13 protein-coding genes are annotated in these 13,788 nt (G+C 50.7%); all 13 read left to right on the forward strand.

What is annotated here, in order from left to right:
• Window positions 1-82 precede the first annotated feature (82 nt).
• From KI613_RS09240 to KI613_RS09305, 13 genes are read left to right on the forward strand one after another with little or no spacing between them, the layout of a single operon-like run.
• Entirely contained in the window at window positions 83-1,567 is a 1,485-nt protein-coding gene (locus KI613_RS09240; RefSeq protein WP_226405188.1) for a lipopolysaccharide biosynthesis protein, read from the forward strand.
• The gene (locus KI613_RS21300) at window positions 1,564-2,115 is read left to right on the forward strand and encodes an acyltransferase (RefSeq protein ID WP_319004097.1); all 552 of its coding nucleotides are present in this window, start codon (window positions 1,564-1,566) and stop codon (window positions 2,113-2,115) included. Before KI613_RS09240 ends, KI613_RS21300 begins: the two co-directional genes overlap by 4 nt.
• Window positions 2,116-2,162: 47 nt before the next feature.
• Window positions 2,163-3,575 carry an O-antigen ligase family protein gene (locus tag KI613_RS09255; RefSeq protein WP_226405189.1) on the forward strand — a complete coding sequence of 471 codons (1,413 nt, stop codon included), beginning with the start codon at window positions 2,163-2,165 and terminating at the stop codon, window positions 3,573-3,575.
• The gene (locus KI613_RS09260; RefSeq protein WP_226405191.1) at window positions 3,572-4,567 is read left to right on the forward strand and encodes an acyltransferase family protein; all 996 of its coding nucleotides are present in this window, start codon (window positions 3,572-3,574) and stop codon (window positions 4,565-4,567) included. Before KI613_RS09255 ends, KI613_RS09260 begins: the two co-directional genes overlap by 4 nt.
• A complete protein-coding gene (locus KI613_RS09265) occupies window positions 4,564-5,304 on the forward strand; it encodes a glycosyltransferase family 2 protein (protein WP_226405193.1) in 741 nt (246 codons plus the stop codon). The genes KI613_RS09260 and KI613_RS09265 overlap by 4 nt, the downstream gene beginning before the upstream one ends.
• 4 nt (window positions 5,305-5,308) lie before the next feature.
• Complete coding sequence (locus KI613_RS09270; RefSeq protein WP_226405195.1) at window positions 5,309-6,418, forward strand: glycosyltransferase family 4 protein; 1,110 nt, start codon at window positions 5,309-5,311, stop codon at window positions 6,416-6,418.
• Window positions 6,408-8,336 (forward strand): heparinase II/III domain-containing protein, encoded by a 1,929-nt coding sequence (locus KI613_RS09275; protein ID WP_226405197.1) that lies wholly within the window; start codon window positions 6,408-6,410, stop codon window positions 8,334-8,336. The genes KI613_RS09270 and KI613_RS09275 overlap by 11 nt, the downstream gene beginning before the upstream one ends.
• On the forward strand, window positions 8,333-9,595 hold the full coding sequence (locus tag KI613_RS09280; RefSeq protein ID WP_226405199.1) for a glycosyltransferase family 4 protein: 1,263 nt from the start codon (window positions 8,333-8,335) through the stop codon (window positions 9,593-9,595). Before KI613_RS09275 ends, KI613_RS09280 begins: the two co-directional genes overlap by 4 nt.
• Window positions 9,595-10,218: an acyltransferase gene (locus KI613_RS09285; RefSeq protein ID WP_226405201.1), complete on the forward strand. Its 624-nt coding sequence runs from the start codon at window positions 9,595-9,597 to the stop codon at window positions 10,216-10,218. The genes KI613_RS09280 and KI613_RS09285 overlap by 1 nt, the downstream gene beginning before the upstream one ends.
• Window positions 10,215-11,345, forward strand: a complete 1,131-nt coding sequence (locus KI613_RS09290; RefSeq protein ID WP_226405203.1) for a glycosyltransferase family 4 protein — start codon at window positions 10,215-10,217, stop codon at window positions 11,343-11,345. The genes KI613_RS09285 and KI613_RS09290 overlap by 4 nt, the downstream gene beginning before the upstream one ends.
• Entirely contained in the window at window positions 11,338-12,093 is a 756-nt protein-coding gene (locus tag KI613_RS09295) for a WecB/TagA/CpsF family glycosyltransferase (protein WP_226405205.1), read from the forward strand. Before KI613_RS09290 ends, KI613_RS09295 begins: the two co-directional genes overlap by 8 nt.
• The gene (locus KI613_RS09300) at window positions 12,083-12,562 is read left to right on the forward strand and encodes a GDP-mannose mannosyl hydrolase (RefSeq protein ID WP_226405207.1); all 480 of its coding nucleotides are present in this window, start codon (window positions 12,083-12,085) and stop codon (window positions 12,560-12,562) included. Before KI613_RS09295 ends, KI613_RS09300 begins: the two co-directional genes overlap by 11 nt.
• Window positions 12,559-13,725 carry a nucleotide sugar dehydrogenase gene (locus tag KI613_RS09305; protein WP_226405208.1) on the forward strand — a complete coding sequence of 389 codons (1,167 nt, stop codon included), beginning with the start codon at window positions 12,559-12,561 and terminating at the stop codon, window positions 13,723-13,725. Before KI613_RS09300 ends, KI613_RS09305 begins: the two co-directional genes overlap by 4 nt.
• Window positions 13,726-13,788: the final 63 nt, after the last annotated feature.

Consider the following 13,788-nt stretch of genomic DNA (forward strand, 5'->3'; position numbering starts at 1 on the left):
CTCTGTCTTGCTGCCCCCGCTTTCTTCTCCCACTTAATTTCAGCCTAACTCTAATAGCGGCTTGTGGCAGGAGCTGTGACTAATGGAGGGGAGCGATAAAGCAGTCGTCGGTAGCAAGGCTGTGCGAGCTGCTGCCTGGGGATATGCAGGGAGCCTTGCAAAAGTCTTGATCCAGCTTGTGGCTCAAGCTGTACTCGCCCGAATCCTTGGTCCAGGCGAATACGGCGTTTTCGCGATTGGCCTGGTGGTCGTTTCGCTGTCGATATTTTTCGCTGACTCCGGTGCCGGTGCCGCACTTATCCAACGAGCTACCAACGAACCAGAAATAATTTCCTTTGCCTTTGGCATCCAGTTGTTGCTTGGTGTGGTGGTGACAGCCTTGATCTGGTTGTTGGCCGGCCCAATTGCCGAGTTCTACCGCGAGCCGAGAGCAGAGATCATTATTCGCGTTCTTGGCTTGGTGGTTTTCATTACAGCAGCAAGCTCGGTGTCAGCCAGCCTGCTCAAACGGCAGCTTGATTTCAAGACATTGCAGTTCGGGCAGGTTGCCGGCTTTTTCACCGGATACATTCTGGTTGGCATTCCCGTAGCCCTTGCCGGGGGCGGGGTCTGGAGTCTCGTCTTTGCTTGGCTTGTTCAAGCGCTGGTCACAGCGGCGTGGTGGTATCGCAAGGTGACGCATCCGCTGCGCCCCAGATTCAGTTCGCCAGGAGGGAAAGGCCTGCTGAATTTTGGCGGAGCAACCATCGTTAGCAATCTTTCGACATGGGCTTCGAGCAACGTCGACAAGATCGTGGTTGGCCGCGTGATGTCTTCGGCATCGCTAGGACTTTATACCGTTCCCTTTACCCTGCTGGGTACGGTAGCGGCCCAGATTCTCGCAACCCTGCAACCAGTTTTGTTCTCCGCGTCATCCCGCTTCGCCAACGACATTGGTGCTCTTCGCCGCTCCTATCTGAGCGTACTGGAAAGCGTTGCGCTACTTCTGCTCCCCGTTTTCGCGACAGTTGCCGTGATTCCCGAGGTTGTGCTGAACGGTATCTATGGCCCCCGTTGGGTCGATGCCGCAAGCATCATGCAAGCCGCGTCGGTGGGCATGGCGTTTTACACACTTGGTGCGTTAGGTACCCCCATTCTTTGGGCCATGAACCGGGTGAAGAAAGAAGCTGTTCCACAAATGTTTGCAACCCTGATCTTGCTGATTGTTTCCATTTACCTTGCTCAGTTTTCAGCCAGCAACGTTGCATGGGGCGTAGCAGCAGTAAGTCTTGGTCGAACGATTTGGGTGCTACGGCTGGTTTGCCAAGCATTAGACATGAATTGGAAAGATGCTTTGAGAGCTCTGCTGCCCGCTGCAATAGCTGCTTGCCTGTGTGCGATGGCTGCAACTGCCATGGCTAATAGTTTGACTGTGTTCGATATACAGGCAGTCCTGGTGCTGGGCCTTGTTGTTATCTGCAGTGCATTGGTACTTGCACTGGCAGTGCTCATGATGAAAGGGCGAATCCTGTCACCCGATCTTGATTCCCGTGTTGGCAGTCTGATTCGAAGAGTATATTCAAGATGAAGCTTCTTCCCATTCTCCGCCGATACCGAAATGGCCTTCGATTGTGGTTGTTACGCCTAACTGGCTACATTCCCTCGCACAACATGCGCAAGGCAATCTATCGAGCTTTCGGAATGAAAATTGGTTGCCGTACTTATATATACGCTGGTGCAGAAGTTCGTGCGCCAGAACGAATTGAAATTGGGGACGACTGCGTAATTGGCCATCAGGCGATTCTCGATGGCCGAAATGGCATCCGAATTGGCAATAACGTCAATATAAGTACCGGCGCCTGGATCTGGACCATGCAACATGATCCGCAAAGTCCAACGTTTGCAGCAGTCGGCGGGGCTGTGGTTGTTGAGGATAACGCCTGGATTTCAGGGCGCGCGATTGTGTTGCCTAACGTAATTATCGGAAACGGTGCGGTGGTGGCGACAGGGGCTGTTGTTACAAAAAGTGTTCCCCCATTTTCTATTAATGGTGGCGTTCCAGCGAAAGTAATTGGCCAGCGCAAAGATAAATTAAATTACAAATTGGGCGAATATAAACCCGTACCGTTTTTTTGAAAGTTCAAAAAAATTAGAAGATGAAAATCAGGTTGATCGGATATTAAATGTACTTCATGTTGCCGATTGTAATAATAGTCGAAATTGTATTTGCTCTAATTCTAGGGTTCTTTGCTGTTAGAGTAATTCAACTCGCAAACTCTGCTGATCGCCGTTCAGCATTTCTTATTTTATCATTGTTGATTCTCGGGTCGGCAATGAGCATTTTTATATCTGGGCGGGTCTTGGTTTCTGAGGCATTGTTTTCCTCTTTGGAACAAACAACCTCGATGTATGGAGAACTGTTTGGGCGTGCATCAAATTATGCATTAATAGGTGTGAGTTTAATTGTATTGGCGAAAAATTTTCACCTTACATACAAAAATATAGATATTTACGGGAAGTTTATTTTTTGTGCTTTTTTCTTATATTCGATATTTTCGCCATTGATGGCTGGGTTGTTTGGAACTCAACCTCGCCTCATATTTTCATTTTTTGTGGCGCCATTGGTATTCTCTGCGTTGGTGTCGCTTGGTGGGTTAGATACGAAGTATTTTATAGAGAAATTAAAATTAACGTTGGGTGTTGTAATTGGCTTTAGCTTAGGATTAATTGCTGTCTTTCCGTCGCTTGTAATAGAACCGTATGGTATTAGTCATATACCGGGTTTTCCATATAGGTTTTGGGGGCTGACTTTGCATGCGAACTCGATGGGCCCCCTTGCATTTCTTTTGTTATTCTCGGAGTTAATTTTCCCAGGAAAAAATAAGTTTGTACGCTACATGTTACTGGTAACGGCTGTTATGGCCTTTGTTCTGGCACAGTCTAAAACAGCATGGGTTGCAGGCATGGTTGCGCTTGCGGTGATTGTTTCAATGGAAAAGATGGATTTTCAAAACAAAGAAAATGGTGGCCGTGCGATAGTAAATTTACTATTTGCAATGGTTGTTGTTTCAATCCTAATTTGGTTTGGTATTCAATACTTGGATTCAATGCAACGGCTATTTGGGGCAAAAGAGTTTGGCGGAGGGGATTTTTCAGGGCGGCCTATTATATGGAAATTGGCGTTTTCAGAATGGATGAGTAATATCATTTTTGGTTACGGACCATTTATATGGACACCTGAGTATAGGATTGCTCACAATATGAATTTCGCCTTCCATGCACACAGCCAGTTTTTTCAGATTATTGGTGAGTCAGGTGCAATTGGCTTAGTAAGTTTATTGATATATATCGGGGCGTTGTTTTTTGCTTCGGTTCGGGCAAGTGGTCCGGTGAAGCGGTTCTTGATTGGCTATCTGATCTTTGTTCTGATTAGATCAATTTCTGAGCCAACATTTCGGATGTTAAATCCTACCGGTGGGGATGTTTTAATTCATTTGCCTTTGTTTGTTATGGCTGTGTTGTCGTTAAAAGAGTTGCCTGGTGGTAATTATTTTTACACAAAAAATAATACTAACAATATTTTATTTAATAGATGACATCCATCAATATCGTTCAAGTAAATCATCCAAGAGTCGATACAACGTTAGTTCGATTTTTGGCAGTGATTTTTATAACAAATTCGCATCTTGATTTGTTATATCCTGATCCGCGATTGGGTACGGGGGGGGCCATTGGAAATGCGCTGTTTTTCTTTCTTTCTGGTTTCGGAATCGTATCAAGTCTTAGTGCAGCAAAGGTTTCGTTTGGGTTTGTTGATTATATAAAGCGCAGGCTTATAAAGATTTACCCTTCGGTCTGGTTGGTTACAGGTTTATTTTTTTTGATCAATGAATCAGTTCGTGTTGATGGGTTGGGTGCTATTTTAAGTTATTTTATATGGCCAACTGGATATTGGTTCATTTCGGCAATAGTTATTTTCTATATTCCGTTTTATTTCATCGGAAAATTTGAATCGAGATTGATTTTCGCGGTAGCGCTTGTGTTATTTATCCCGTTTTTTTATTTCTATCGATACTTGGATCTTTCTGTTTTCTCTCTTGAAAGTGGAGATTTTAAGTGGATAGGGTATTTTCAGATTATGTTGGTTGGGGGATTGTTTTCCCGATTTCGATTTGAGTATTTTACCCAACGGCAAATGTTTTTGATTGTTTTTGGGTTAATCTTGATGTTCTATATGGCTAAAATATTTGTTTTTAAGACTGGGTTTGGTGACTTTCAGTTTTTAATTCATTTTTTACTTCTTGCTTTGGTATGCTCATTGTTTGAGATTTTATCAAACGATGATGTCGTTGAATATTTTCGTTCAAAAAAAATATTTTCTGCAGTTTCTTTGGTTGGTGGAGCATCCCTTGAAATATACTTGGTACAAGTACCGCTGATTCCATACTTAAAGAGTTTTGATGTGGTTTTCCCATTTAATATTGTTTTTGCATTTTTGGCCGTTTCTTTAATTGGTATTCTGATTGGCTATATTGCGCCACGGCTATTTTATTATTTGTTTGTAAAAGGCTTGGGGGTGCAGTTGTGAAGATTTCAATTGTTACTTGCACATGGAACAGCTTTGAATATATTTCAGAATCTATTGATTCGGTAATCAAGCAGAATTTTAAAGATTATGAAATCGTCTTTGTCGATGGTGGCTCCACGGATGGCACTTTGGACAAGATTGATGCAGTTTGCCATCCCAAAAAGGTGCTCCATAACATCCGCGGTGGTATCGCGAAAGCAATGAACGCCGGTATAGAGGCTGCCGATGGCGATATCGTTGCCCATATGCATTCAGATGACTATTACCTGGATGCTGATGTTTTTTCACGAGTGGTGGAACACTTCGACAGGACGGGCTGCAAATGGCTATTTGGCCGGATTCTTTCCGATGTTGGCGGGAACCTTCAAAAAGAGGCCTACACGATCCCGCGTTACAGTTACGACACTTTGCTCAAGCGCAACATCGTTCCGCACGCTGCAACTTTTGTGCGCCGTGATGTATTCCAGGAGCTTGGTGGATTTAGTGAAACCTACCGGCTCGCCATGGATTACGAGATGTGGCTGCGCGTAGGCAAAAAATACGATCCTGTTCAATTGGATGAATATCTCGCTGCGTTCCGGCGCCATCCTGGCAGCGCAACAGAGGCGAATAGGGTTCGCTCGTTCAATGAGGATTTTCGAGCTCGTTTTCAGTATTCGCCGCTTACCCGGTGGCCCGAGTTTGCGTTGCGTTACGGCGTGCGCCGTTATCGTTTGATGCGCGAACTGGCGGCTTGAGGTAATGGGGGTCGTTCTGCTTTCCAATGGGTTTCAGCCGGATTACGAGGCTGGTTTTGCCAATGGACTGGCAAAAAATGGTGTTGCGGTCACCTTGATTGCGTCAGATAGAACCTTGTATGAGCACCTGCAAGCTGGTGTTTCCACGATCAATCTGCGTGGTTCACAAGATCGAAACCGGGCTGCCTGGAAGAAGGCGCTCAACCTTGGAATTTATATTTTTCGTTTGATGTCATTTCTTGTGTTGAAACGACCAGTACTTCATCTAACAGGTTTGTTTCTGACTGGTTATGAAAAAAGTTGGGTTTTCGAATGCCGTACCTACCGCCTTTTGTCGCGCAGGTTGGTAATGACAGTCCACAACGTGTTGCCGCACGACCGGGATACACCTGAAATGCGCGAAGTGTTTCGCCAGGTATATGGCATACCGCATTGCCTGGTCGTGCACACGGCCAAGGCCAGGCAACGCCTGATTTCTGAGTTCAATGTTGAGCCTGGCCGCATCGTTGTCATGGAGCATGGGCTGGATGACTTGGTTCATGTATCAGCGGAAGCTATTCAGGCTACCCGTGAACAGTTGCATGTTGGAAATTTTGATCGCCTTGTCATTTTTTTTGGGGCCGTCATGCGTTATAAAGGTGTCGATTTGCTTATTGAAGCAGCGCGGCATTTTTCTAATGGCACGCGTGTTCATATTGCCGGCCGTTGCGCTGATAGCAGGTATCAAAAGGAACTTGAGGCCTTGCTGCATGATCATCCACTTGGCCAAGCAATTACCTGGCAAAACTCATATTTGTCGGAGGAATACGTCAGTCATTTGCTGGGTGCTGCAGATGTTCTGGTTATGCCTTACCGGCACATAGATCAGAGCGGTGTGCTGTTCGCAGCGATGCGCCACGGCACACCTATCGTTGCATTTGACGTTGGGAGTTTTCATGACTATCTACCGGATGGAGTTGGGCTCGTTGTTCCCGCTGGCGATCTCCCTGCCTTGGCGGCAGCTATTGCTGAGATTCCGTCCTCACGTCAGCTTCGTCCAGAAATCCATAAGGTGGCAGAGGGTTTTCTTTGGCAGAAAACGGTTCGCCCAGTACTGGAATGTTATGAAGGCTGACAGGCACTTGGCGACGCCGCTGATATTCCGCCCTGCCGGCGCTCTGCTTCTATTCTTTGGCTTGCTGAGCGGGGCACTAGGCGCTGACGTGATGGATGCTCAGAGTCGCGTTGCCAAAGAGGATTGGACGCTTGCGCAAAGTACCGTGGCCTCTGATCAGGCGTGGCAAGGGTGGTTGGCCGGGCGCAAGCAATCTCTGGATTCGTGGATGGCCAAGCCACGGGACCGTGCCGAGTGGGTTTCCGGTTGGCAACATGATCTGGTCGATCCTGCAACACAGGCATCTGTGAATTGGAGACCTGAGATGCCATTGCCGCCGGATGGTCCTGCAGCCCAAGGGAAGTTTCGCCAGGCTTGGGTTTCGTGGGAGCGGTCAAATAATTTTGTACGTGTTGTCGAGGCCGCACGTATCTATCGGGTTACAGGTGAAACGCGTTACGCCAATTGGGCAGCTAACCAGCTCGATTTTTATGCCGAAAACTATGCCAGATGGCCTTTGCGCATGTGGAATGGCAAGGCTCGCATGATGGGGCAGAGCCTCGACGAGGCTACTGGTGCGATCGCCTTGATCGAAGCGGTCAGACTGCTTCAGGACTACGTGCCGTCATCGCGTCAGGCTCATTGGCGCGATGAATTGTTCTTGCCGATAGTGGAGAATCTTCGGGATTTCAATACAGGCGTAAACAACATTTCGCTATGGCATGCCGTGGCTATTTCTGTCATCGGTATTCAGTTCAACGATCCTGCGTTGGTTTCGGTAGGGCTCGATGGCTCGAAAGGGGTTCGGGCATTGCTCAAGGCAGGGGTCACTGCCAACTCACTGTGGTACGAGGGTAGTTTTTCCTATAACGCGTATGTTTTGCGGGCGCTGGCCCCATTGTTTGTAAACGCCTCGCTGGCCGGTCGTTCGGCAAGCCTGCAGCCAGAAATGAATTTGGCAAAAAACATGCTCCTGGCGCCTATGCAACTACGCTTTGATGATGGCTTTTTGCCCACACCAAGTGATGCCACTGGCCGGGCTCCTGCGCTGGACCTCGGTTTGTTTTTAGAAATGTATCGGGTTCTGGATACACGCGTTGGACGGGTTGAGGCGATGCGACGCAAAACCTGGGAAACCCTTGTCGATCCTCTTCTGGACCCGCTACCTCCACTTGAGGTTCTGCCACCTGTCAAATCAGTTCATCTTGCGGCGACCAGGATGGCTATGCTCAAGTCTGGTGGGTGGCAGGTCTTTATGCACTATGGGCAATTGATCCAGCACCATGCCCAGGAAGAAGCGCTTTCCTCGGAAATCTATTTCAACGATGTTCCTGTGGTTCTTGATCCGGGGACAGTCCCCTACGGTTCAAAACTGCATGAGCAGTATTTCAGGCGTGCGGTCGCTCACAACGTGCCGCTTGTCGATGGCGCGGGGCAGGTTGGCTGGAACCCGGGTGTGATGAAGAGTTTCTCTTCGGTAAGCATGGACGCCAGTCAGCCCAGCTATCGGCCGGATGCTGCCGCACAACGAAAAATTTCAATACAAGGTAGTGAGCTAAGGGAAATCACTTCGATTAGTTTGAAACCGGAGATCAAAGGGTCGCGCCGGCTTGGATTTCTTTTCAATACCGAATGCCAGGCAAATTTGCCGGATGCGCAGTTGACTGCTGAAAGCTCGGCGGCACCACCTGACGGGACCGGATTTTCTTTCTGGGAAGGAACTACGGTTCGTATGGCCCCTCCGCGCTGGCAAGCAGAACTGCAGTGCGGGAAAAATCGCTTCAAACTCGACGTGACGGTTAGCGGGCCTCATATGATTTATCAGGCCTTGGCACCGACTACGCCATTACCAAAACGACGCACGGTGGTTTACATGGAATTGCATGGTCGCGCTGCATCAGTGGACATGAAAATAACTCCTTTGGTTGGCAACCAATGAAGATTTTGCTTTCAGCATTTGCGTGCGCCCCAAATACGGGTAGTGAGCCTGGCGTGGGTTGGCGGTGGGCTACTGAGCTGGCAAAAGAGCACGAAGTGGTTGTTGTCACCGATATAACTCGTCGAGCTCTTATTGAGCCTTACCTTGCGGAGAATCCTGTTCCTGGTCTTCGCATTGCCTACTACCGGCCGACTTGGTTAAGTACTGCACCATTGAATTCATCGACTGCTCAGTTGCTCTATACGGTCTGGCAGTTTGGTCTGTGGCGTTTTGCCAAGAGCTTGCACAGGGTAGAGCGTTTTGATGTCGCTATGCATGTTACGTATGGTGTATTCCGTCACCCATCCTTTCTTGGTTTTCTGGGCATCCCGTTTGTATTTGGCCCCTTGGGTGGTGGCGAGGATGCTCCAGGCCGGCTCAAGCGCTCTATCAAGGGGCGCGAGAGAATTAAAGAGTGGCTGCGTGCTGCAATAAACAAGGTATCGCTGCTTGACCCTTTTCTCTGGGTGGCATTTGGCCGGGCGACTTCGATTCTGGTCAAGACCGAGGATACAAAAAATGCTCTTCCTTGGCCGTTTCGGCATCGTGCACTGGTGTATCCGGAAATTGGTATCGATACCCTACAGGGTGTCACTCCAAGCCACAGGGCTGCAGTTGATCCTTTGAGGGTTCTGTTTGCTGGCCGTCTAGTTGGGTGGAAAGGTGCTCATTTAGCGGTTCGTGCTGTTGCGCTGGCACGGAGCCGTGGTGTTCGCATCGATTTCACCTTGCTAGGGCGAGGCCCTTATGAGGCCGAACTTCACCGCTTGGCAGCGAGTCTTGGATGTCATGGTGAGGTTAACTGGATCAAGCAAATTCCCCAGCAAGAGTTGTTCGCTCTTTACCGCACGATGCATTGTTTCCTCTTCCCCAGCTTGCATGACTCCAGCGGTAACGTTGTACTTGAGGCTCAAGCCAATGGTTTGCCTGTTGTTTGCCTGGCCTTGGGCGGGCCCGCCACGCTAGTGTCAGATCAGACTGCCATCGTCGTCCCTGTTGATGGGGATGAAACAGATGTTGTGAATAGGCTTTCATTGGCTCTGGAAAAGCTCTCTGAAGACGAGGCGCTGCGATTGGGAATGGCCGAGATGGCCATTCAGCATGCAGCTTCATTTACCTGGAGTGGCCGTGCTTTAGGCGCCTTGGCGACGGTTTCTGGAGTTGATGCTGATAGCGCACTGCCAAGCTCCAGGAAACTGGTTGATTTGGAGAGTCATTGATGCTTTCGTCGTTACGTGCTTTTGCGCGGCAAATACAAACTCGATTGCTTGTCGCAGGGAAAAAGGCCTTTCTTACCTACGGCAATGATCTCCATATAGGTAAAGGTACCCGTCTCTGGGCACCCAAGAAAATACTCATCGGCTCCGGTGTTTACATCGGTAAGCAGGTACACATCGAAGCCAACTGTGAAATTGGCGATTACTGCCTGCTTGCCAATCGCGTCTCTATTGTTGGGCGCCACGACCATGACTTTTCTGTCGTTGGCTTTCCTGTGCGCTATGCGCCATGGATTGGTAGTCGACGTTTTCCCAGTCCTTTCCTGGATGAAAAGGCTGTAATCGAGAGTGACGTCTGGTTGGGGTATGGGGTGATTGTGCTAACCGGCGTCACTGTTGGTCGTGGCTCTGTTGTGGCTGCAGGGAGCGTCGTCAGCAAAGACATTCCACCGTATTCGATTGCAGCAGGCGTGCCGGCTCGGGTTGTCGGGCAACGTTTTCAGGACTCTTCGGTTATCGCACGTCACGAAACTGCAATTCGCGACGGGGTTTTTGGTTTTTCCGAGCGTGGTTATGACTACTGCGTTATTGAGCCTGCCTTGGAAAAAGAAAGAGGCATAAATTGAAGAAGGTTGTGATTCTCCAGCATCGGCTATTGCATTACCGCACGAAGTTTTTTGATCAGCTACGTTCGGTTTGTGCCGAGCGTGGCATCGAGTTGGACTTGGTACACGGTCAGGCTTCCCGCCGAGAGCTAATCAAGAAAGACGAGGGCAGTTTGCCTTGGGCTCACAAGGTCAGGAATCGATTTCTTGAGATGGGGAGTCGGGATATTGTCTGGCAGCCATTTCCTGCACAGCTCAAGGATGTTGATCTGGTGGTCGTCATGCAGGAAAACCGGATTCTGTCGAACTACCCATTGCTGATAAACCGGCTGTGGTCGAAGCGGAAGGTGGGTTATTGGGGGCATGGCAAGAACTTCCAGAGCGATGCGCCGACTGGCTTGCGCGAGAAATGGAAGGATTTTTTGCTGACTCGTGTCGACTGGTGGTTTGCGTACACGGAGATGACCGTGGATATCCTCGCCAGGGCGGGTTACCCGCGGAGCCAGATCACTTGTCTGGATAACGCGATTGACAGTAGCGGGTTCAAGGCGGACCTGGCCTCGTGTTCGGCGGCTGAGGTTTCGGCGGAAAAGGGGCGCTTGGGTATCGAGCCTGATGCGCCTGTTGGCTTGTTTTGTGGCTCGCTGTATCCAGACAAGCGCCTCGATCTGCTGATTGCATCGGCGGATCTGATTCGCCAGAAGGTGCCGGATTTTGCGTTGGTGGTGATAGGCGATGGCCCTTCGATGCCAGAGATGCGGGAAGCGGCAGCGACGCGCTCATGGATACATCTGCTTGGCGTCCGGAAGGGCCGTGAAAAGGCGCTGTATTTCCGCATGGGGGATGTGATGTTGAACCCCGGTCTGGTTGGTTTGCATATTGTTGATGCGTTTTGCAGTGGTCTGGTGATGATGACGACGACAACGGCTCGCCACTCGCCGGAGGTTGCTTATTTGCGTGATGGGGTGAATGGCATGGCCACGGCTGATTCGCCGGAAGCGTACAGCGGTGCGGTGCTGGAGGTGATCACGAACCCGGTTCGTCTGGCCAGCATGAAGCAGGCTGCGCTGGCTGATAGCGAGCGCTACACGCTGGAAAACATGGTTCTGCACTTTGCGGATGGTATTGAGGCGGCGATTCGTGGATAGAAAAGGCGCAAAAATACTCGGTGCATTTATCGATGCGCCGGACTGGAAGACAGCCCTTGAGCGTGTCTCAGGCTGGGCGGCTCGTAGTGAAAGCCGCTATGTGTGTATCTGCAACGTTCACTCTGTTGTTACCACCGGGCAGGACGCTGAGTTCAGCCGTGTGGTCTCAGAGGCGGACATGGCGACGCCCGATGGCGCACCGGTTGCCTGGATGCTGCGCAAGCTCGGGTTTGCCGGGCAGCAGCGCATTAATGGCCCGGATTTGATGTGGAAGTATTGCGAGCAGGCGAGCAAGCGCGGCGAGTCGATTTTTCTGTACGGCGGGTCGGATGAAACATTGGCGATCCTGCAGCCCAAATTGTTGGCTGCCTTTCCGGGGCTGAAGATCGCGGGTGCGATTTCACCCCCTTTTCGGGCGCTGAGCGCTGAAGAGGATGCGGCGGATGTGGCGCGAATGAATGCTTCTGGTGCCGGTACTGTCTGGGTGAGCCTCGGGTGCCCGAAGCAGGAGAAGTGGATGGCGGCGCACCGCGGCACGATCAACGCCGTGATGATTGGCGTGGGTGCGGCGTTTGATTATCACGCCGGGACGATTGTTCGTGCGCCTTTGTGGATGCAGCGTTATGGGCTGGAATGGTTTCACCGTTTGTGTTCGGAGCCGGGGCGCTTGTGGAAGCGTTATTTGGTGACCAACACCTTGTTTGTGTTGGGTGCGATTAAACAGCTGGCGTTTGGCCGTGCTCGATAGGCAGGCTTTTCTCTCGGTGGTTGATTTGGCGCCGCTGGTTGCGGTCGACCTTGTTTTGGTCCGAAATTCTTGCGAGGTCTTGCTCGGCTTGCGCAAGAACCGCCCGGCACAGGGCTTCTGGTTTGTGCCCGGCGGCCGGATTTTCAAGAACGAAAAAATGGCGGATGCGCTGGTTCGGGTTGCCGGTGTGGAGCTTGGCTTGGGCGAGTCATTCCGCAAGGGTGAGTTGTCTCCCCGGTTGATTGGCAGCTTTGAGCATTTTTATCCGGATTGTTTTGCCGGCGAATGCGAGGTTTCGACGCACTACGTGGTGCTCGGGCACCGGCTGGATGTGCCGGCAGATTTTGATCTGCCGCTGGTGGATGCCCAGCATGCCGAGTTTCGCTGGTGGCCCCTGGATGAGGCTTTGGCCTCGGATGCGGTGCATCGTTTTACAAAAGATTATTTGTTGTTGAAAGGTATGCAATGAAGATTGCCATTGCCGGTACCGGCTATGTTGGTTTGTCGAATGCGATGTTGCTGGCGCAGCATCATGAGGTGGTAGCGCTGGATATCGTGCCGGAAAAGGTGGCGATGTTGCAGCGGAAGCACTCGCCGATTGTCGATGACGAGATTGAGGATTTTCTTCAGAACCGGCCGCTGAATTTCCGCGCCACCTTAGATAAGGTCGAGGCGTATGCCGGGGCTGTTTTCGTGATCATCGCCACGCCGACGGACTACGACCCGGAGACCAACTACTTCAACACGCGCTCGGTGGAGGCAGTGGTGAGGGATGTGCTGGCGATCAATCCGGCGGCGACGATGGTGATCAAGTCGACGGTGCCGGTGGGTTATACCGAGAAGCTGCGGGCGGAACTGGGTTGCGATAATGTGATTTTCTCGCCGGAGTTTTTGCGCGAGGGGCGGGCGCTCTACGACAACCTGCATCCGTCACGCATCATTGTGGGCGAGCGTTCTGAGCGGGCGCAGGTGTTTGCTGATTTGTTGAAGGAGGGGGCGGTCAGCAAGGATGCGCAGGTTTTGTTGACGAACTCGACCGAGGCCGAGGCGATCAAGTTGTTTGCCAATACCTACCTGGCGATGCGCGTGGCTTACTTTAACGAGCTGGATACCTATGCCGAATCGCACGGGCTGGATACGCGACAAATCATCGACGGCGTGAGCCTGGACCCGCGTATTGGCGGACATTACAACAATCCATCATTCGGCTACGGCGGTTATTGCCTGCCCAAGGATACAAAGCAGTTACTGGCCAATTACAGCGATGTGCCGCAGAACCTGATTCATGCGATTGTCGAGTCGAACACGACCCGCAAGGATTTCGTGGCGGACAGCATCCTGCGCATGAAGCCCAAGGTGGTGGGGGTGTATCGGCTGATCATGAAGGCGGGGTCGGATAACTTCCGTGCTTCGAGCATCCAGGGAATCATGAAACGCATCAAGGCCAAGGGTATCGAGGTGATTGTTTATGAGCCAGTGGTGACGGACGCCGAGTTTTTCCATTCCCGCGTGGTGAACGATTTGGCCGAGTTCAAGCGCATTGCCGATGTGATCGTGGCGAATCGGGTGACGGACGATATCAGCGATGTGGTGAATAAGGTTTATACGCGGGATTTGTTTGGCAAGGATTGAGCACATTTCATTTTTGGTCGATTTTTCCGGTTGACCGTAGCAATCAACGTTTTTCATAGGTGT

The sequence above is a fragment of the Ferribacterium limneticum genome, assembly GCF_020510585.1.
Taxonomy (GTDB): Bacteria; Pseudomonadota; Gammaproteobacteria; order Burkholderiales; family Rhodocyclaceae; genus Azonexus.

Bases quoted from the DNA above. Each gene is read 5' to 3' on its own strand.
- KI613_RS21300 (WP_319004097.1), top strand. From the start codon at position 1,564: ATGAAGCTTCTTCCCATTCTCCGCCGATACCGAAATGGCCTTCGATTG.
- KI613_RS09240 (WP_226405188.1), top strand. From the start codon at position 83: ATGGAGGGGAGCGATAAAGCAGTCGTCGGTAGCAAGGCTGTGCGAGCT.
- KI613_RS09305 (WP_226405208.1), top strand. From the start codon at position 12,559: ATGAAGATTGCCATTGCCGGTACCGGCTATGTTGGTTTGTCGAATGCG.
- KI613_RS09280 (WP_226405199.1), top strand. From the start codon at position 8,333: ATGAAGATTTTGCTTTCAGCATTTGCGTGCGCCCCAAATACGGGTAGT.
- KI613_RS09255 (WP_226405189.1), top strand. From the start codon at position 2,163: ATGTACTTCATGTTGCCGATTGTAATAATAGTCGAAATTGTATTTGCT.
- KI613_RS09275 (WP_226405197.1), top strand. From the start codon at position 6,408: ATGAAGGCTGACAGGCACTTGGCGACGCCGCTGATATTCCGCCCTGCC.
- KI613_RS09260 (WP_226405191.1), top strand. From the start codon at position 3,572: ATGACATCCATCAATATCGTTCAAGTAAATCATCCAAGAGTCGATACA.
- KI613_RS09270 (WP_226405195.1), top strand. From the start codon at position 5,309: ATGGGGGTCGTTCTGCTTTCCAATGGGTTTCAGCCGGATTACGAGGCT.
- KI613_RS09285 (WP_226405201.1), top strand. From the start codon at position 9,595: ATGCTTTCGTCGTTACGTGCTTTTGCGCGGCAAATACAAACTCGATTG.